Here is a 19,083-nt window from a genome sequence, read left to right as displayed (position 1 = left end):
AAAATGAGCGAAACACGAATTATCGCTATTGCAAACCAAAAGGGTGGAGTCGGAAAAACAACCACAGCAATTAATCTTGCAACAGCTTTAGCGGCTATTGGTGAAAATGTCCTTATTATGGATGTTGATCCACAAGGTAATGCTAGTACAGGTTTAGGGATTGATCGTAATAACCGTCCTTTATCTTCTTATGATGTTTTGGTTTCGGGAATCTCAATTACACAAGCAGCTTTAAAAACAGCAGTACCAAATCTTTATATAGTTCCCTCTACACTTGATCTTTTGGGTGTGGAAATGGAAATTTCTTCATCACAAGATCGCATACAACGCTTACGTAAAGCTCTCTATGATGATCCGGAAATGGAAAAAAAATTCAATTATATTTTAATTGATTGTCCTCCCTCCCTTAATCTTTTAACACTTAATGCTATGGGGGCTGCGGATTCTGTTTTAGTGCCTATGCAGTGTGAATTTTTAGCACTTGAAGGTTTAAGTCAGTTACTTGAAACAGTAAAACAAGTGCGATCCGTACTTAATCCATCTTTAGAAATTCAAGGTATAGTTCTAACAATGTATGATGGACGTAATAATCTTTCAAATCAAGTTGTTGAAGATGTACGTTCTTTTATGGGAGATAAGGTTTATCGTACTGTTATTCCACGAAATGTAAGGGTATCAGAAGCACCCTCTTTTGGCAAACCTGTATTGCTTTATGATCTCAAATGTGCTGGGAGCCAAGCTTATTTGCGTCTAGCATCAGAAATGATTCAACGTGAAAAACAAGCACGTGCTGCTGCTTAAAGAAATCAACTAAAAATTTAAAGAGCAAAATTATGAATGATGATCAATCAAAAAAAAGACTGGGTCGTGGATTAGCGGCATTAATTGGGGATATTAGTTTAAACAGCGATCTTACACGTTCATCAAATACTGAAAAATTTACAGAGTCCAATACAGTTTCTCCTGTTTCTGAACGATTTGTTCCACTTGAATCTATTTCGTGCAATCCACATAATCCGCGACGCCATTTTACCGATTCAGAACTTGATAATTTAGCACAATCAATTCGCCAGCACGGTGTTGTTCAACCTGTTATTGTAAGACCATCACGTGATCATCCTCATCGGTTTGAATTAATTGCTGGCGAACGGCGTTGGCGTGCTGCACAGCTAGCTAATTTAAATAAATTACCGGTTATTGTTCGCGATGTAGATGATAAAACGGCTTTGGAATTAGCAATTATTGAAAATGTTCAACGTGCCGATCTTAATCCTATCGAAGAAGCAATGGGATATGAAATTTTGTTGAATGAACATGGATATACGCAGGCAGATTTAGCGCAAGTTATTGGAAAAAGTCGCAGTCATGTTGCTAATACGCTTCGTTTGTTAAAACTTCCACCAAAAGTACAACAATTCTTAACCGATGGGCAGCTCTCCGCTGGTCATGCACGCTGTCTTATCACTGTTGAGAATCCACAGGATTTAGCCGAAAAAATTATTCGCGAAGGGCTTTCTGTGCGCCAAACGGAAATACTTGCGTATGAACAGGCAAATCCAAAAGTAAAAAAACGAACTGTTGTTGAGAAAGATACAGAAACAAAATCTTTAGAAAAATTACTTGCAGACGTGATCGGAATGAAAGTGACTATTCGGCATGGCAAAAAAGGTGGTGATTTAAAAATACGCTACTCTTCACTAGAACAATTGGATGATATTTGCCGGCGTTTGCAAAATTAATTAATTGTCTAAAATAGTATGAATTCTATTGATATATTTTTGACCGAACTTTAAATTATCTAAAGATATAGTATTTTTTTCATTGAAGAAAAATTTTTATCTTCAAAGGCTATTATTAGCTAAAGTTGCTTGAAGAGCTATGAGACCGATAACCTGATCTTTAGGTGAGAGATTATGTTTTCTTAAAAGATCCATTAGTTTTAGTATAGCCGAAATAGAGGCAGTGAGTCCTTCAATACTGTTATCATTTCTGGTATTGGATGCCCCTGGCTCTGGAAGTAAGTCTTCAATTTCTCTTTTTAGTTGTTCTCTTTTTGAGAGGAAATCTTCTGTTAAAGGATAATTTGCAACGATATTTTGATTGCTTCTAGGTGACAAAACAAATTGATTATCTGTTCCCTTTGCCATTGTTATTTGAATATATGTTATAAAAAGAAAAAGAGAAATAAACGCAAGACAAGTTTAAACATGGCTAAAATTCATCCTTTCTTCTTCGTCTGAAAAATTAATTAATTGTTCAAAATAACACAGATTCTATTTACAACTGCTGCTAAGAACTTTAAGTATTCTATAGGTATGTTTTTTACCAAACTCCAAATTATCTGAAACTACAGTATTTTTTTTATCAAAAGAAAAGCCTTCTTTTTTTAAATTCTCAATACCATCGGTAAGTATTATTAATGTTACTTGAAGTGCTGTAAGACCAATAACAAACTCTTTAGGTGAAAGATTATGTTTTCTTAAAAGATCCTTTAGTTTTGGTTTAGCCGAAATAGAAGCTATCAATCCTTCAATACTATTGTCATATTTAGTATTATATGGTTTTTGAGATGGTAGTAAGTCTTTATCACATTCTTTTCCAATTTCTTCTATTTTTGAAAGAAAATCTTCTGTTAAGGAGTAATTTGCAATGATATATGGGAAATCAAATTGATTGCCTGTTTTTTTTGCCATTGTTACTTGAGCATATGTTACAAAAATAAAAAGGAAAAACAAACGCAAGACAAGCTTAAACATGGTTAAAATTCATCCTTTCTTCTTCGGATTTCAGAAAAGACTTCTTCGTCTGTTTCTTTTTCCATTGCAAGGTTTCTTCGTAACGTACTATCATCCCAGCGAAGGAAAGGATTGATAGCTTTTTCTTCTCCTAAGGTTACAGGTAAAGTCATAGCGTTTTTTGCGCGTAATAAAAAAACATCTTCTACTCTTTTATGAAGTTTTTGATTATGTGGATCAAGTGTCAATGCAAAAAGAGCGTTGCTCTTGGTATATTCATGACCACAATAAAGGAGTGTTTCATCGGGAAGCTGACGAAGTTTTTTTAAAGAGTTCAGCATTTGAGCCGGTGTTCCTTCGAAAAGACGTCCACAGCCGAGTGAGAAAAGTGTATCTCCAGCAAAGAGTAAATTCTCTTCGGGAAAATAGTAAGATAATGCGCCTAAAGTATGACCAGGTGTTGAAAGCGCTAAAAGCGGATGTGTTCCAAAGAAAAAGCTTTCATCGGGTTGAAGTGTTTGGTCAAGATAACGAATCTTTTCTTTTTCTGTTTCTGGTCCAACAACCAAGGTTTTGTAAACTTGCTTTAACTCCGCTAGCGCTTCTACGTGATCCTGATGATGGTGAGTCACAAAAATAGTCTGAAGTGTCCAATTATGGCGTTTGAGGACCCTATGAATCGCTTTGCTTTCAGGTGCATCAATTGCGGCTGTGAGGCCACTTTTTTCATCATGAATGAGTACACCAAAGTTATCTTTTCGACAAATAAACTGTTCAATCAACATATTTTTCTCCTGAACAGTGTTTGGTGATGAATCTATAAAATAATATATAGTGGTGAATTTTTTTAAGAATCAGATTTGTCCTCTTCTGTGAAAAGTCCTTTTGAATGTTTCATAATGATAGGCATTTGGGTAAGCATGAAAAGGACTGTTATAGGCATAACACCAAATACTTTAAAGCTGGTCCAAAAATTATCGCTAAAATTGCGCCAAATGATTTCATTCAAAAGGGCAAGAAAAACGAAAAAGAATGCCCAACGATAGGTAAGTTTTTGCCAGCCTAAATCATCAAGTTTTAATGTAGAATCAAGAGCATAACGTAAAAGTGGTTTTTTTAAACACATACCACCAAAGAGGATGAGCGCAAATAAGCTATTAATAATTGTTGGTTTCATTTTGATGAAAGTATCGTTGTGAAGCCAAAGAGTTAAAAATCCAAAGACTAGAACAAAGATTCCTGAAATAAGGGGCATAATAGGAATTTGTCGTGCAAGAATCCATGATAAGCTTAGAGAAATAATAATCGCTATCATAAAAATAGCTGTTGCAGGGAAAATAGGTTTACTAAAATTTTGAAAAAATCCAATGTTTTTTATCAACCATTCGCCCTTATAATTGGCCAGAAAAAAGACGACTAACGGCCCCATTTCCAAGAAAAATTTTATGGTTGGTGAGAGAGGGATTTTCTTATTGTTATTTATATTTTTTTCAGAATTATTGTGTGAATTAGAGTTAGATAAAGGCTGTTTCATGTATGTTTTCCTGCGATAGTTTCGGCAAAGTCAGAAGCAGAAAAAGGTTGAAGGTCTTCAATATTTTCTCCTATACCGATAAAATAAACGGGTAATTTATATTTTGCTGCTATAGCGACAAGAATTCCTCCTCGTGCGGTCCCATCCAGCTTTGTCATGACTAAACCATTAACACCAGCAATATCACGGAAAATTTCCACTTGGTTGAGTGCATTTTGTCCGGTAGTTGCATCAAGCGTTTGAAGGATTGTATGGGGTGCTTGGGGAGTGTGTTTTTTTAAAACACGAATAATTTTTGCCAACTCATCCATCAATTCAGATTTATTTTGTAAACGCCCTGCTGTATCAATAATTAATACATCGCTATTTGCTTTTTTTGCTTTTTCATAAGCATCAAAGGCTAAGCTGGCGGCATCTGCACCCAATTTTGTCGAAATAACAGGAGAATCAGTACGTTTACCCCAAATATGCAATTGCTCAATAGCTGCGGCTCGGAAAGTATCACCAGCTGCAAGCATAACTTTTAATCCCCCTGCTGTTAATTTTGCTGCAAGTTTTCCTATTGTTGTCGTTTTTCCAGTTCCATTTACACCTACCAGCAAAATAACATGAGGTTTATAGCTGAGATCAAGTTCTAATGGAATTGCAACAGGTTCCAGAACTTTTTTGACCTCATCAGCTACAATAGTATGAATATCGTCTGGGGAAAGATCTTTTCCGTAACGACTGGAAGCTAAAGTATTTGTGATGCGTGTCGCCGTTTCTACTCCAAGATCAGCTTGGATAAGGATATCTTCGAGCTCTTGCAATGTATCTTCATCAAGTTTTCTTTTAACAAAGAGGTCGCCAATTGATCCACTCAGGCGTTGTGAAGAAAGAGATAGACTTTTTTTAAGGCGCCCAAACCACGCTATCTTTTTTTGTTCAACAAAAGGTTCAGATAAAATTTCTTCATTCTTTTTTTCACGGATGTCGTCTGTGACAATAATTTTACCAGAAAGAGGAATTTTATCAGAATGGGATTCTAGAAATGGAGATTTTTCATCATATTTTGTAAGTGTTGACTCTCGATTTTTTGTTTGTTCTTCTTTTTCTGTGTCTATAGAGATTTGGTTATTTTTTGTCCTTTCATTTTTGTCTTTATTTTCTTCCATTATATCGCTTTTATCAGGAATAGAAATCTGTTGTTCCATTTCCTGCTCTTGAGATTTATTAAAAGAGAATATTTTTTTTATAAAAGATTTCGTCATAAGAATTTTCCTGCTCAAGCAGCGTTTAATTTTGGAAGGACAGCAATCAATTTATCGCCATCATGATCAACGATAAGGGCTTGAACAATTGTTCCTACTTTTGCACCTTTAACTTGTACAAGAGTATAATCTTCTGTTCGTCCGATTTCATCTTTTTCAATGAGAACTGTTTGTAGACTGTTTTGCAAATGAGCAAGATGCTTTTGGTAAGCCTCCTCACCTGCTTTACGTAATTTTTCAGCACGCATCTTAACTATTTTACGGTTGATTTGTGGCATACGTGCGGCAGGTGTTCCTTCTCTTGGACTAAAGGGGAAGACATGGAGATGGGTTAAATTACAATCTTTGATTAAAACAAGACTGTTTTGAAACATCTCTTCTGTTTCTGTAGGAAAACCAGCAATTAAGTCGGCACCATAAACCATTGTAGGACGTTTGGCACGCAATTCTTGGCAAAATTGAATGGCATGTTCGCGTAAGTGTCGCCGTTTCATCCGTTTTAAAATCATATTATCACCTGCTTGCAAAGATAAATGCAAATGGGGCATGATCCTTGTTTCATAAGCTAAAAGATTGATGAGTTCTTCGTCTGCTTCAATAGAGTCAATAGATGAGAGGCGTAATCGCGCTAAGTCAGGGACATGATGCAAAATTGCTGAAGTTAATTTTCCTAGAGTAGCTTTTCCAGGAAGATCGTGGCCATAACTTGTAAGGTCAACACCTGTAAGGACCACTTCTTGAATACCCTCACCTATCAGTTTTTTAATTTGTTCTATGACAGCCCCCATGGGAACTGAGCGAGATGGTCCTCGTCCATAAGGAATAATGCAAAATGTACAGCGATGATCACATCCATTTTGTACCTGTACAAAAGCGCGGGTGCGCTCTTGCATTGCACTGACCATATGTGGAGCAATTTTTTGTACTTCCATAATGTCATTGATACGCACCTTTTCGGAATGGTTAATACCAAAATCAGGAAGTTGACGATAAGAATGGGCGTGAAGTTTATCTTCGTTTCCTAAAACGAGATCCACTTCTGTCATTGAGGCAAAATTTTGTGCTTCTGTTTGGGCTGCACACCCTGTTACAATGATACGTGCGTGAGGATTTTCACGTCGTGCTTTGCGGATAGCTTGTTTTGCTTGTCGGACGGCTTCGGCAGTGACAGCACAGGTATTAAAGATAATAGCACCATCTTTAAGCTGATCTAGCCCTGAAGAAGTACTTTCTTTGCGAATGATTTCCGATTCGTAGCTATTAAGTCGACAACCAAAAGTTACAATTTCTATTGCCATCAGGAGTGATCCTTTTTGTAGCACCCTGTTAAAGGGCTTAAAAAACCACTAAATTGATATTTTATTGGTCCTGTCATAATAACGTGATCGTCTTCTCGGTAAAAAATATTAAGTGTTCCCTTTGGTAAGTTTACATCAATATGGCGTTGTGTAAGACCACGACGATAAGCAGCCACTGCACTTGCACAGGCAGCACTCCCACATGCTTGTGTTAATCCTGCTCCTCGCTCCCATGTCCGTAAATTTAGACTTTTCTTTGACGTTATGCAAGCAATGGAAATATTGCACTGTTCGGGAAATAGAGGATCATGTTCAAGTTTTGGCCCATATTTTTCTAATGGAATATGTTGAATATCATTTTCAACAAAAAAGATAGCATGGAGATTGCCAATGGATATGAGACAAGCATCTTTTAGTGGACCAGTCGTAATTTCTACGTGATTGGTATCAACTATTTCACGTGAAACAGGCATCTCTTTTGCATTGAAATTTGGGCATCCCATATCGACAGAAATGAGATTATCGGTTTGATATTTTCCTTCAATAATTCTAGCGGGAGTTTCTAAACAAAATTTTTCACCAAAATTATGATCTTTAAGCCATGCAACGACACAGCGGGTACCATTGCCACAAGCTTTAGCCATTGATCCGTCGGCATTCCATATTTCGATGCGGAAGTCGGCTTTTTTCTGGGTTGGTGTGTGGATAGCCATGATTTGATCAAAATGCATTTCGGGATCTGCCGACAAAGCGAGGATTGCTTGTGGTGTAAGAGCATGAGTGCTTTCACGCATATCAACAACAATAATTTGATTTCCAAGACCGTCCATTTTGCTAAATGGCGTTTTCATGAAACTTCTCTATTTCTAATAATTACTTATAAAGAGATATATGACTGAAAATCTTATAAATTTCTAGTGTTTAATAAATATAAAATTGGGTACATAAATTATTTCGTTTAAAATAAGTGATTTTAACCTGTTTTTTTTAATTTGTTAATTTATCTTTGTAACTATAACAAATATTCACTTAATTTTTTTGTGAACTTATTTATTGTCGTGGGAGAGAGTACAGATATGTCGTTTTCAAAAATTTCGTTTTTCGTTGCACTATCAACTGTAATGCTTTTAGGGGGATGTTCAACAACACGGTTTGACAGTAATGACGGTAGTAACGCATTAGAAGTTTTTTATCCATCTCAACAAATGACAACATTGGAAGTGTCTGATCTGTCATCTACTTCTTCGTCGATATCTGAGGCAGCAAACGCTTCGATGTATGAAAAAGGAGATTCTCAGAGTGATGGACGAATGGCTAGTCTCGAATTGCCAAGTAATGCTACTGATTTATTTCCTGCAAGTGTTGCTGGTGTATGGAATCTTTCTATGGGGGGTAAAGTTTGCCGGATCGCAACGCCGCAAACAAAGTTTGGACAAGGGTACCGTGCTGGTCCTTTACACTGTCCAGGAATTGCTTCCCAAGTGAGATCGTGGGCTGTTAAAGGAAAAAGATTATATTTTTATAATAACTCTGGACGTGTTATCCTTGCTCTCTACTCTTCAAATGTTGATCGTTTTGAGGGACGTACACTTGATGATCATCCCGTTGTTTTAAGTCGTTAAATCATTTTTGATCGTTTATGAAAAACTAAGCTAGACGGGCAGATTTGTGAAAAGTATTTGTATTTTTCATTGAGAACGGTTTGAAAAGGTTATTTGGATGATTCTCGTTTCAACACGTTATAAAGAGCTTGTCTCTAAAGGGGAGGTTTGTTTTGATCCCGCTCAATTAGCTATAACAGAATATTTTGATCATTTATTAAAAAAAATTGCGGAACAAAACATCTCTCGTCCTTGGACTTGGATATTTTGCTCTTTCTTTAATAGAATATTTAAGAGGAAAAAACAAAATATCTCTTGTGTTGTAAAAAAAGGGGATGAAAAAGGCTCTTTTCAGGGATTGTATGTTTTTGGTGAAGTAGGACGGGGCAAAACCATGCTGATGGATTTGTTCTTTTCTTGTTTGCCTAAAGGTCATAAAAAGCGTGCTCATTTTAATGATTTTATGACTGATGTGCATGAGCGTATTAATTTTTATCGTCAAGCATCTGGGGGTGAAAAGTTTAAACAAGATAATCCTATTTTAGCTGTTGCTGAAGATCTTGCACGAGAAGCAAAGGTACTTTGTTTTGATGAGTTTAGTGTAACAGATATTGCTGATGCTATGGTATTGGGGCGGCTTATTTCTGCTTTGTTTGATAAAGGAATTTTTTTTATTGCGACTTCAAATGTGGCGCCGGATAACCTTTATTATAACGGTTTAAATCGTGAACTCTTTTTGCCTTTTATTCAAGTTTTGAAAGCATATGTTCGTGTTGTTAATCTTGATGCAAAAACAGATTATCGTCTTGAAAAATCAAATCTACAGCCTGTGTATGTAGCACCTTTAGGGAAAAAAGCAGATGAATGCATGGATCAAGCATGGGCACTTGTATTGCAAGGACAAAAGGAGATATCTGATGAGCTTTCTATAAAAGGGCGCCTTATTCCTATTCCGCGTGTTGGTGCAGGATGTGCACGCTTTGATTATAGAGATTTATGTGCAAAGCCTTTGGCAGCGGCTGAGTATTTGGTATTAGGGGAGCGTTATCATACGATTTTTATTGATAATGTACCGGTCATGGATGATACATGTCGCAATGAAACAAAACGGTTTATTTTGCTTATTGATATTCTTTATGAGCGCCACATACGGTTATTTATGTCGGCTGCGGCAGAGGTGGGGGATTTGTATAAAGGGCATGCGCAGATTACGGAAACATTTGAATTTCAAAGAACACAGTCACGTCTTTTTGAAATGCAAAGCCACGATTATTTAAAACTTTGGGAAGAACATTTTCTTTTGAAGAAGAAGCATTGATTATACTTTTACCTTTACGTAAACTGTAAAAACAATAACTCTTTGAAATTAAAGAAATGTAATAATTCTGTTGTATTTTTTTAAAATTCACTTTATCGATACATCGTGATAATTTTCTAATAGTTGTTTCAGCGGAGGGTTGTTGTTTCTGTAAGGAGAAAAATTTGTAAATTTCATTTCTTTACTCCTTTTTATGATATTGTTTGAATATGGTTGAAGTCAAAAATATTCAGTATACGGACGCTGATGGGTGTGCGCTGAATTATCTAAAAGTTAGGAAAAAATAAAATGGCACGAAAAAAAATAGCTCTCATTGGTTCAGGTATGATTGGTGGTACTTTAGCACATATTATTGGGCTTAAAGAACTTGGTGATGTTGTTTTATTTGATATTGCGGAAGGTGTGCCACAAGGTAAGGCTCTAGATATCGCCGAATCTTCTCCCGTTGACGGTTTTGATATCAGTCTAAAAGGTGCTAATGCTTATGAAGCAATTGAAGGCGCTGATGTTGTTATTGTAACAGCAGGCGTTGCGCGAAAACCTGGTATGAGCCGAGATGATCTTTTGGGAATTAATTTAAAGGTGATGGAACAAGTTGGAGCTGGAATTAAAAAATACGCGCCTTCAGCATTTGTTATTTGTATTACCAATCCCCTTGATGCGATGGTGTGGGCATTGCAGAAATTTTCAGGTCTCCCTACACATAAAGTGGTTGGTATGGCTGGTGTTCTTGATTCAGCACGTTTTCGTCATTTCTTATCTGAGGAATTTAAGGTCTCTGTTAAAGATGTGACGGCATTTGTTTTAGGTGGGCACGGTGATTCAATGGTTCCTCTCGTGCGTTATTCAACGGTTGGTGGTATTTCTTTGCCTGATCTTGTAAAGATGGGCTGGACAACACAGGAAAGAATTGATCAAATTATCCAGCGCACCCGTGATGGCGGTGCAGAAATTGTTGGTTTGTTAAAAACAGGTTCTGCTTATTATGCACCAGCAGCTTCTGCTGTTTCTATGGCTGAGGCCTATTTAAAGGACACTAAGCGTGTTGTGCCTGTTGCAGCTTATCTTTCAGGAGAATATGGCGTTAATGATACCTACGTTGGTGTTCCTGTTGTAATTGGTGCAGGTGGTGTTGAACGAGTCATTGAAATTGATTTTGATAAAGAAGAAAGAGATGCTTTTGATCATTCAGTAAATGCAGTTAAAAAGCTTTGTGAAGCTTGTATTGCTCTTGTGCCTAGTCTCAAGTAAATTGAACAAGATTTAATTCATTAAAACTAAGTATTTAGAATATTAAAACTTTAGGATTAATAATGATCCATAAAAGAAAAGGACAAATGCATGAATATCCATGAGTATCAGGCCAAACGTCTGCTTCATGAATATGGAGCACCAATTGCAAATGGTGTTGCTGTTTATTCTGTTGAGCAAGCTGAAAAATGGGCGGAAAAATTGCCCGGACCTCTCTATGTGGTTAAAAGTCAGATACACGCTGGTGGTCGTGGTAAGGGTAAGTTTAAAGAACTTGGTCCTGATGCAAAGGGTGGTGTTCGGCTTGCAAAATCTGTTGAAGAAGTTATTGCAAATGTTCAAGAAATGCTTGGTAAAACTTTGGTAACCAAACAAACGGGTCCAGAGGGTAAGCAGGTCAATCGTCTTTACATTGAGGATGGTGCTGATATTGAAAGGGAGCTTTATCTTTCACTTTTGGTTGATCGTAGCGTTGGTCGAATTGCTTTTGTTGTTTCAACAGAAGGTGGAATGGATATTGAAACGGTTGCTGAAGAGACACCAGAAAAAATATTCACGCTTCCCATTGATGCTGTAGAGGGTGTTACTTCGGTTGATTGTGCAAGACTTTGTGATGCGTTGAAACTACAAAGTAGTGGGCGAGAAGATGGTGAAAAGCTTTTTCCAATTCTCTATAAGGCATTTTGTGAAAAAGATATGAGCCTTTTAGAAATCAACCCGCTTATTGTGATGAAAGATGGTCACTTGCGTGTTCTTGATGCAAAAGTTTCTTTTGATAATAATGCTCTATTTCGTCATCCAGATATTTTAGAATTACGCGATCTTTCAGAAGAGGATCCAAAAGAAATTGAAGCATCAAAGCATGATCTTGCTTATGTTGCTCTTGAGGGTACGATTGGTTGCATGGTTAATGGTGCGGGTCTTGCTATGGCAACAATGGATATTATCAAACTCTATGGAGCTGAACCTGCAAATTTTCTTGACGTTGGTGGTGGAGCGTCAAAAGAAAAGGTGACAGCTGCTTTTAAAATTATTACGGCCGATCCAAATGTTAAGGGCATTTTGGTTAACATTTTTGGTGGTATTATGCGTTGTGATGTCATTGCTGAAGGTGTGGTTGCTGCTGTTCGTGAGGTTGGTTTAAAGGTTCCCTTGGTTGTTCGTCTTGAAGGCACTAATGTTGAGCAGGGTAAAGCAATTATCAATGAAAGTGGTTTGAATGTTATTCCTGCTGATGATTTAGATGATGCTGCCCAAAAAATTGTTGCAGCCGTGAAGGGAGCTTAAGCTATGTCGATTCTTGTGAATAAAGAGACAAAAGTTCTAGTTCAAGGGCTTACAGGAAAAACAGGAACATTTCATACAGAACAGGCGCTTGCTTATCATGGTACGCAAATGGTTGGGGGTGTTAATCCTAAAAAGGGTGGAGAAACATGGGAAGGTTCAAAAGGTGAAACTCTTCCTATTTTTGCTAATGTTGCAGAAGCAAAGGAAAAAACAGGCGCAGATGCTTCTGTTATTTATGTTCCTCCTGCAGGGGCTGCGGCAGCTATTATAGAGGCTATTGAAGCTGAAGTTCGTTTAATTATCTGTATTACGGAAGGTATTCCCGTTATGGATATGGTTAAAGTGAAGGCGCGATTAGAAAACTCAAAGTCTCGTCTTATTGGTCCTAATTGTCCCGGTATTCTTACACCAAATGAATGTAAAATTGGTATTATGCCTGGTTCTATTTTTAGAAAAGGTTCTGTTGGGGTTGTCTCGAGGTCGGGAACTTTAACTTATGAAGCCGTTTTTCAAACGAGTCAGGAAGGTCTCGGGCAAACAACTGCGATAGGGATTGGTGGTGACCCTGTTAAGGGCACTGAATTTATTGATGTGTTGGAAATGTTTTTAGCAGATGATGAAACTCAGTCTATTGTTATGATTGGGGAGATTGGTGGTTCTGCTGAAGAAGAAGCAGCACAGTTTCTGCAAGATGAAGCAAGAAAAGGTCGTAAAAAACCAGTTGTTGGCTTTATTGCTGGCCGTACAGCTCCTCCAGGACGTACAATGGGACATGCTGGTGCTGTTATTTCTGGTGGTAAAGGTGGAGCAGAAGATAAAATTGCGGCAATGGAATCAGCAGGGATTCGAGTGTCTCCTTCACCATCACAGATAGGTAAGACTTTGATGTCAGTTTTGAAAGGCTAAAAGAAAATTTCACTTGAATAAGAAAAAGTTCTTAGATTCAGGTGAAAAAACTTGAGTATAAAAAGGTAAATTTTTTTGAATGTTCGAATCATTGCTTGTTTTGTAAGCATTTAAAGGTCGAAAAGAGATATAAGGAGACGGAATAGATGTTCCGGAGAGGTATATGGCAAGGCAGGACGAAATAAATAGCCTTTTTGCACAGACATCATTTCTTTATGGTGGCAATGCGGATTATATAGATCAACTTTATGCTCAATATGAAAAAGATCCTACCAGTGTTGATTCACAGTGGCGTGCTTTTTTTGAAGGACTTCATGATAAAAAGGAAGATGTTCTCAGAAATGCTGAAGGGGCAACATGGCAAAGTGATCATTGGCCAGTAAAGGCAAATGGAGAATTGGTTTCCGCTCTTGATGGTGATTGGTCTTCTCTTGAAAAATATCTTGGTGATAAATTAAAGGAAAAAGCAATAACAGGTGCTGCACAAAAGGGAAAAACTTCCAGTGAGCAAGATATTATTCGTGCAACACGTGATTCCGTTCATGCAATTATGATGATTCGTGCGTTTCGAGCACGGGGGCATCTTCGTGCGCGGCTTGATCCTCTTCAATTGGCCGAAAAACAAGAAGATTGTAAGGAACTTTCTCCAGAGGCTTATGGTTTTACTCCAGCTGATTATGAGCGTCCCATTTTTATTGATAATGTTTTAGGGTTGGAATATGCAACTATTCCACAAATGCTTGAAATTCTCAACCGTACTTATTGTTCAACAATCGGTGTGGAATATATGCATGTTTCTGATCCGGTTCAGAAAGCATGGCTTCAAGAACGCATTGAAGGGCGAGATGAAAAAATTTCTTTCACACAACAAGACAAGAAAGCTATCCTTAATAAGCTTATTCAGGCGGAAGGTTTCGAACAGTTTTTAGACACTAAATATAAAGGTACAAAGCGTTTTGGACTCGATGGTGGTGAAGCGCTGATTCCCGCTCTTGAACAGATTATCAAATGTGGTAGTGCTTTAGGGGTGCAGGAAGTTATTTTAGGAATGGCACATCGTGGTCGTTTAAACGTTCTTTCACAAGTTCTTGCCAAGCCGCATAGGGCTATCTTTCATGAATTCAAAGGGGGATCTTATAAGCCTGATGATGTGGAGGGATCCGGTGATGTCAAATATCATTTGGGAACTTCAGCTGATCTTGAATTTGATGGTAAAAAAGTTCATTTATCGCTGTTGGCCAATCCATCTCATCTTGAGATTGTTGATCCGGTTGTTGTGGGAAAAGCACGTGCTAAACAAGATCAACTTATGGGACCTGCGCATACTGATTTACTCTCATTAAGTGAGCGTTCAAAAGTGATGCCATTGCTTATTCATGGTGATGCTGCTTTTGCAGGACAAGGCGTTATCCAAGAAACTTTTGGTCTTTCAGGTCTTAAGGGTTATCGTGTTGCAGGCTCACTTCATGTTATTATCAATAATCAGATTGGTTTTACAACATCTCCACGTTTTTCACGTTCTTCGCCTTATCCATCAGATGTTGCAAAAATGATTGATGCACCAATTTTCCATGTGAATGGTGATGATCCTGAAGCGGTTGTTTTTGTTGCCAAAATAGCAACAGAGTTTCGCCAAATTTTCCATAAACCAGTGGTTATTGATATGTTTTGTTATCGCCGTTATGGGCATAATGAAGGTGATGAGCCTTCCTTTACGCAGCCGCTTATGTATAAGGCAATTCGTAATCATAAAACAACACTTCAACTTTATAGTGATCAATTGGTAGCAGAAGGGGTGATTTCTTTAGAAGAGATTGAGCAACAAAAAAAATTATGGCGCGATAAGCTTGAAGGTGAATTTGAAGCAAGTGCTTCTTATAAGCCTAATAAGGCTGATTGGCTTGATGGAAGCTGGACGGGACTCAAAGCTTTTAGTAGTTCTGATGAACAACATTCTAGAACAACCGGTGTTGAATTAAAAATTTTAAAGGAAATTGGTCAGAAAATTGTCGAAATTCCGGCAGATTTTCACGTTCACAAAACCATTCAACGTTTTTTAAATAATCGTGCTAAAATTTTTGAAACCGGTGAGGGTGTTGACTGGGCAACCGCTGAAGCTCTAGCTTTTGGTTCACTTTGTTTGGAAGGAGCACCAGTTCGTCTTTCCGGTGAGGATGTTGAACGGGGAACTTTTTCACAACGTCATTCAGTTCTTTATGACCAAGAAAATGAGGCGCGTTATATTCCTTTGAATCATTTACAAAAAGGGCAAGCGCTTTATGAAGTTGTTAATTCTATGCTTTCTGAAGAAGCTGTTCTTGGTTTTGAATATGGATATTCTCTTGCTGAACCACGAGGATTAACACTTTGGGAAGCACAATTTGGTGATTTCTCTAATGGTGCACAGGTCATTTTTGATCAATTTATTTCATCCGCGGAGCGTAAGTGGCTTCGTATGTCTGGTCTTGTGTGTTTATTGCCTCATGGTTTTGAAGGGCAAGGGCCGGAGCATTCTTCTGCACGTTTAGAACGGTTTCTTCAACTTTGTGCGGAAGATAATATGCAGGTTGCTAATTGTACAACCCCTGCAAATTATTTTCATATTTTGCGTCGACAAATTAAGCGTGATTTCCGTAAGCCATTGATTTTGATGACACCGAAATCACTTTTGCGTCATAAGCGAGCTGTTTCTCTTCTCAATGAAATGGGGCCGGAAACAAGTTTCTGTCGTGTGTTGCTTGATGATGCAGAATGTCTCAAAGATTCTGTCATTAAGTTGCAGAAAGATAATAAAATTCGCCGTGTCGTTCTTTGTACTGGTAAGGTTTATTACGACCTTTATGAAGAACGTGAAAAAAAGGGTATTGATGATGTTTACCTCCTTCGTGTTGAACAACTTTATCCTTTCCCTGCTAAAGTTTTGGTGAATGTGTTGTCGCGCTTTTTGCAGGCGGAAGTTTTTTGGTGCCAAGAGGAACCAAAAAACATGGGGGCTTGGTCATTTATTGAGCCTTATTTGGAATGGGTTTTGACGCATATTAATGCGCAATATTCACGTGCTCGTTATGCAGGACGTCCTGCGAGTGCGTCACCGGCCTCTGGGTTAATGGTGAAACACCTTGAACAACTGGCTGCGTTTCTTAAAGACGCGTTAGGTTCTTAATTTATTACTACTCTGATGTATGGAAAAATATTATGACTACTGAAATTCGTGTTCCTACTTTGGGCGAATCGGTTACCGAAGCAACGGTTGGAAAATGGTTTAAAAAACTTGGCGAAGCTGTCGCTATGGATGAGCCTTTGGTTGAATTAGAAACTGATAAGGTAACAGTTGAAGTTCCTTCTCCTGTTGCGGGGAAATTATCTGAAGTCATTGCGAAAGAAGGCGATACGGTTGAAGTAAATGCTCTTTTAGGAGTGGTGGAAGCTGGAGAAGCTGGTGTCTCCCAATCATCTTCACCTTCTGCTACACTTGTTCCAGCGGCTTCATCTGAATCAGAGAAGCCTGCTTCGAGCAGTACAATGCCTCCTTCTCCTTCAGCAGCAAAATTGATGGCTGAAAATAATGTTGCAAAAAGCGATATTTCAGGTTCTGGAAAACGTGGACAAATTCTTAAAGAAGATGTTCTTGGTGGATTAAAACAAAGTACAAATGCCTCTACACCCTCTTCTTCTGCGACGAGTTCTTCGGCAGCTCCTGTCCAAGAAACACGTGAAGAGCGGGTTCGTATGACGAAATTGCGTCAAACAATTGCTCGCCGTCTTAAAGATGCACAAAATGTAGCAGCAATGTTAACCACATTTAATGAGGTTGATATGTCAGCGGTGATGGATTTGCGCAAGCGTTATAAGGACCTTTTTGAAAAGAAACATGGTGTTAAACTTGGTTTTATGGGCTTTTTTACCAAAGCTGTTTGTCATGCATTAAAAGAACTTCCTGCTGTTAATGCCGAGATTGATGGGACAGATATTGTTTACAAAAACTATGTCAATGTTGGAATTGCTGTTGGAACGGATAAAGGGCTTGTTGTTCCAGTAGTGCGAGATGCAGATCAAATGTCATTGGCAGAGATTGAAAAAGAGATTGGTCGTTTGGGGCGTCTTGCGCGTGATGGAAAATTAGCCGTTTCTGATATGCAAGGCGGAACTTTTACCATTACCAATGGTGGTGTGTATGGATCGTTGATGTCAACACCGATTTTAAATGCACCACAGTCTGGTATTTTGGGAATGCATGCGATTAAAGAGCGAGCAATGGTTGTTGAGGGCCAAGTTGTGATCCGCCCCATGATGTATTTAGCGCTTTCTTATGATCATCGTATTGTGGATGGGCAAGAAGCTGTAACTTTCCTTGTGCGTGTTAAGGAAAGCTTAGAAGATCCGGAACGCCTTGTTCTTGATTTGTAAAATACAGTTTTCAGGATGAAAGGAGAAACGGATGTCTTATGATGTGGCTGTGATCGGAGCAGGTCCAGGAGGTTATGTAGCAGCAATAAAGGCTGCACAACTGGGGCTTAAAGTAGCGATTATTGAAAAGCGTACAACATTAGGAGGAACATGTCTCAACGTTGGTTGTATTCCTTCTAAAGCATTGTTGTATGCTTCAGAAGTGTTTTCTGAAACCCAGCATGGTTTTGAAACGCTTGGTATTTCTATTGGTAAATCTAAGCTTAATCTTGAACAAATGATGGTTCATAAGAAAGCTGTGGTGACAGCCAATACAAGTGGCGTTTCTTTTTTGATGAAAAAAAATAAAGTTGATACTTTTTTAGGGACAGCCAAAATTTTGAGTGCGGGTCATGTGGAAGTTATTGCCAGAGATGGTAATAAAAAAACAATTGAAACAAAAAATATTATCATTGCTACGGGCTCAGAGAGTTCAGGCATTCCAGGGGTGAATGTTGAAATTGATGAAAAGACTATTGTTTCTTCTACGGGAGCCCTTTCACTTGAAAAAGTACCAGAGCATATGATTGTAGTAGGTGCTGGTGTTATTGGTTCAGAACTTGGATCAGTTTGGAGCCGTTTAGGTGCTAAAGTTACCATTATTGAGTATCTTAATAAAGTTTTGGGCTCCATGGATGGTGAGGTTTCACGGCAATTTCAGAAATTAATGGAAAAACAGGGGATAGAATATAAGACGGGAACAAAAGTAACAGCTGTTACACAATCTGGCTCAACTGCTCGGGTGACTTTTGAAGCCGTAAAAGGTGGTGCAGCTGAAACTTTAGAGGCTGATGTTGTGCTTATTGCTACTGGACGTTCTCCGTATACGGAGGGGCTTGGCTTACAAGAGGCTGGTGTTCAGTTAGATGAACGCGGATTTATTGCAATTGATGCCCATTGGCAGACGAATGTTCCAGGAATTTATGCGATTGGTGATGTCGTAAAAGGGCCAATGTTAGCGCATAAAGCAGAGGAAGAAGGCGTTGCTGTGGCAGAAATTTTGGCAGGTCAAAAAGGGCATGTTAATTTTGATGTCATTCCTAGTGTTGTTTATACGCAGCCGGAAATTGCGAGTGTAGGAAGGACAGAAGAAGAGCTAAAAACTGCTGGTATTGAATATAATGTTGGCAAATTTCCTTTTATGGCTAATGGTCGTGCACGTGCAATGCAAAAGAGTGATGGGTTCGTTAAAATCCTTTCTGATAAAAAAACAGATCGGGTATTAGGGGGGCATATTCTTGGGTTTGGTGCTGGTGAAATGATCCATGAAATTGCAGTTTTAATGGAATTTGGTGGTTCATCAGAAGATTTGGGGCGTTGTTGCCATGCACATCCTACCTTATCAGAAGCTGTGCGTGAGGCAGCTTTGGCAACATTTGCTAAACCACTTCATATTTAAAAAGCTTTTAAAAAGTACATTTTAAAAGGCACAAGAGGCAGAAAATATTTGTGAAGCA

The 19,083-nt window shown here is 38.2% G+C and carries 17 protein-coding genes; 10 read left to right on the top strand and 7 right to left on the bottom strand.

The genetic code is table 11. From position 1 onward, the window contains the following. Positions 1-3 precede the first annotated feature (3 nt). Complete coding sequence (locus ACFINF_RS00485) at positions 4-801, top strand: ParA family protein (protein ID WP_375619185.1); 798 nt, start codon at positions 4-6, stop codon at positions 799-801. A 32-nt stretch (positions 802-833) separates the two neighbouring features. After that, on the top strand, positions 834-1,739 hold the full coding sequence (locus ACFINF_RS00480) for a ParB/RepB/Spo0J family partition protein (protein WP_375619184.1): 906 nt from the start codon (positions 834-836) through the stop codon (positions 1,737-1,739). A 102-nt stretch (positions 1,740-1,841) separates the two neighbouring features. On the opposite strand, the gene ACFINF_RS00475 is transcribed toward ACFINF_RS00480, so the two are convergent. From ACFINF_RS00475 to dapF, 7 genes are all read right to left on the bottom strand, one after another. Continuing rightward, complete coding sequence (locus ACFINF_RS00475; RefSeq protein WP_375619183.1) at positions 1,842-2,147, bottom strand: hypothetical protein; 306 nt, start codon at positions 2,145-2,147, stop codon at positions 1,842-1,844. A 126-nt stretch (positions 2,148-2,273) separates the two neighbouring features. After that, on the bottom strand, positions 2,274-2,756 hold the full coding sequence (locus tag ACFINF_RS00470; RefSeq protein ID WP_375619182.1) for a hypothetical protein: 483 nt from the start codon (positions 2,754-2,756) through the stop codon (positions 2,274-2,276). Positions 2,757-2,758: 2 nt separating this feature from the next. Continuing rightward, entirely contained in the window at positions 2,759-3,520 is a 762-nt protein-coding gene (gene gloB, locus ACFINF_RS00465) for a hydroxyacylglutathione hydrolase (RefSeq protein ID WP_375619181.1), read from the bottom strand. A 62-nt stretch (positions 3,521-3,582) separates the two neighbouring features. After that, on the bottom strand, positions 3,583-4,269 hold the full coding sequence (locus ACFINF_RS00460) for a septation protein A (protein ID WP_375619180.1): 687 nt from the start codon (positions 4,267-4,269) through the stop codon (positions 3,583-3,585). Then, positions 4,266-5,519, bottom strand: a complete 1,254-nt coding sequence (gene ftsY / locus ACFINF_RS00455; RefSeq protein ID WP_375619179.1) for a signal recognition particle-docking protein FtsY — start codon at positions 5,517-5,519, stop codon at positions 4,266-4,268. The genes ACFINF_RS00460 and ftsY overlap by 4 nt, the downstream gene beginning before the upstream one ends. 14 nt (positions 5,520-5,533) lie before the next feature. After that, positions 5,534-6,817, bottom strand: coding sequence for a tRNA (N(6)-L-threonylcarbamoyladenosine(37)-C(2))-methylthiotransferase MtaB (gene mtaB / locus ACFINF_RS00450; protein WP_273787554.1), 1,284 nt, complete (start codon positions 6,815-6,817; stop codon positions 5,534-5,536). Further along, complete coding sequence (gene dapF / locus ACFINF_RS00445; protein ID WP_375619178.1) at positions 6,817-7,668, bottom strand: diaminopimelate epimerase; 852 nt, start codon at positions 7,666-7,668, stop codon at positions 6,817-6,819. The genes mtaB and dapF overlap by 1 nt, the downstream gene beginning before the upstream one ends. A gap of 225 nt (positions 7,669-7,893) precedes the next feature. On the opposite strand from dapF, the gene ACFINF_RS00440 reads away from it, so the two are divergent. The 8 genes from ACFINF_RS00440 to lpdA all read left to right on the top strand — a co-directional run bounded on the left by ACFINF_RS00440 (position 7,894) and on the right by lpdA (position 19,025). Then, complete coding sequence (locus ACFINF_RS00440) at positions 7,894-8,439, top strand: AprI/Inh family metalloprotease inhibitor (RefSeq protein ID WP_015857108.1); 546 nt, start codon at positions 7,894-7,896, stop codon at positions 8,437-8,439. 97 nt (positions 8,440-8,536) lie between these two features. Next, positions 8,537-9,736, top strand: a complete 1,200-nt coding sequence (gene zapE, locus ACFINF_RS00435) for a cell division protein ZapE (protein WP_375619177.1) — start codon at positions 8,537-8,539, stop codon at positions 9,734-9,736. Between the two features lie 288 nt (positions 9,737-10,024). Then, on the top strand, positions 10,025-10,987 hold the full coding sequence (gene mdh / locus ACFINF_RS00430; protein ID WP_375619176.1) for a malate dehydrogenase: 963 nt from the start codon (positions 10,025-10,027) through the stop codon (positions 10,985-10,987). Between the two features lie 90 nt (positions 10,988-11,077). After that, entirely contained in the window at positions 11,078-12,274 is a 1,197-nt protein-coding gene (gene sucC, locus ACFINF_RS00425; RefSeq protein ID WP_375619175.1) for an ADP-forming succinate--CoA ligase subunit beta, read from the top strand. A 3-nt stretch (positions 12,275-12,277) separates the two neighbouring features. After that, entirely contained in the window at positions 12,278-13,180 is a 903-nt protein-coding gene (gene sucD / locus ACFINF_RS00420; RefSeq protein ID WP_375615683.1) for a succinate--CoA ligase subunit alpha, read from the top strand. A 163-nt stretch (positions 13,181-13,343) separates the two neighbouring features. Further along, positions 13,344-16,343: a 2-oxoglutarate dehydrogenase E1 component gene (locus ACFINF_RS00415; RefSeq protein WP_375619174.1), complete on the top strand. Its 3,000-nt coding sequence runs from the start codon at positions 13,344-13,346 to the stop codon at positions 16,341-16,343. Between the two features lie 32 nt (positions 16,344-16,375). Then, positions 16,376-17,587 carry a 2-oxoglutarate dehydrogenase complex dihydrolipoyllysine-residue succinyltransferase gene (gene odhB / locus ACFINF_RS00410; RefSeq protein WP_375619173.1) on the top strand — a complete coding sequence of 404 codons (1,212 nt, stop codon included), beginning with the start codon at positions 16,376-16,378 and terminating at the stop codon, positions 17,585-17,587. A 31-nt stretch (positions 17,588-17,618) separates the two neighbouring features. Next, positions 17,619-19,025, top strand: coding sequence for a dihydrolipoyl dehydrogenase (gene lpdA, locus ACFINF_RS00405; protein WP_375619172.1), 1,407 nt, complete (start codon positions 17,619-17,621; stop codon positions 19,023-19,025). Positions 19,026-19,083: the final 58 nt, after the last annotated feature.

It is taken from the genome of Bartonella sp. TS25HLJMH (assembly GCF_042193505.1).
In the GTDB taxonomy this organism is placed as follows: domain Bacteria; phylum Pseudomonadota; class Alphaproteobacteria; order Rhizobiales; family Rhizobiaceae; genus Bartonella; species Bartonella grahamii.
This window is presented reverse-complemented; position numbering and strand designations above follow the sequence as displayed.

Bases quoted from the DNA above. Each gene is read 5' to 3' on its own strand.
- ftsY (WP_375619179.1), bottom strand. From the start codon at position 5,519: ATGACGAAATCTTTTATAAAAAAAATATTCTCTTTTAATAAATCTCAA.
- mdh (WP_375619176.1), top strand. From the start codon at position 10,025: ATGGCACGAAAAAAAATAGCTCTCATTGGTTCAGGTATGATTGGTGGT.
- gloB (WP_375619181.1), bottom strand. From the start codon at position 3,520: ATGTTGATTGAACAGTTTATTTGTCGAAAAGATAACTTTGGTGTACTC.
- ACFINF_RS00470 (WP_375619182.1), bottom strand. From the start codon at position 2,756: ATGTTTAAGCTTGTCTTGCGTTTGTTTTTCCTTTTTATTTTTGTAACA.
- odhB (WP_375619173.1), top strand. From the start codon at position 16,376: ATGACTACTGAAATTCGTGTTCCTACTTTGGGCGAATCGGTTACCGAA.
- mtaB (WP_273787554.1), bottom strand. From the start codon at position 6,817: ATGGCAATAGAAATTGTAACTTTTGGTTGTCGACTTAATAGCTACGAA.
- ACFINF_RS00440 (WP_015857108.1), top strand. From the start codon at position 7,894: ATGTCGTTTTCAAAAATTTCGTTTTTCGTTGCACTATCAACTGTAATG.
- ACFINF_RS00415 (WP_375619174.1), top strand. From the start codon at position 13,344: ATGGCAAGGCAGGACGAAATAAATAGCCTTTTTGCACAGACATCATTT.
- zapE (WP_375619177.1), top strand. From the start codon at position 8,537: ATGATTCTCGTTTCAACACGTTATAAAGAGCTTGTCTCTAAAGGGGAG.
- sucD (WP_375615683.1), top strand. From the start codon at position 12,278: ATGTCGATTCTTGTGAATAAAGAGACAAAAGTTCTAGTTCAAGGGCTT.
- ACFINF_RS00475 (WP_375619183.1), bottom strand. From the start codon at position 2,147: ATGGCAAAGGGAACAGATAATCAATTTGTTTTGTCACCTAGAAGCAAT.
- ACFINF_RS00460 (WP_375619180.1), bottom strand. From the start codon at position 4,269: ATGAAACAGCCTTTATCTAACTCTAATTCACACAATAATTCTGAAAAA.
- ACFINF_RS00480 (WP_375619184.1), top strand. From the start codon at position 834: ATGAATGATGATCAATCAAAAAAAAGACTGGGTCGTGGATTAGCGGCA.
- lpdA (WP_375619172.1), top strand. From the start codon at position 17,619: ATGTCTTATGATGTGGCTGTGATCGGAGCAGGTCCAGGAGGTTATGTA.
- dapF (WP_375619178.1), bottom strand. From the start codon at position 7,668: ATGAAAACGCCATTTAGCAAAATGGACGGTCTTGGAAATCAAATTATT.
- sucC (WP_375619175.1), top strand. From the start codon at position 11,078: ATGAATATCCATGAGTATCAGGCCAAACGTCTGCTTCATGAATATGGA.
- ACFINF_RS00485 (WP_375619185.1), top strand. From the start codon at position 4: ATGAGCGAAACACGAATTATCGCTATTGCAAACCAAAAGGGTGGAGTC.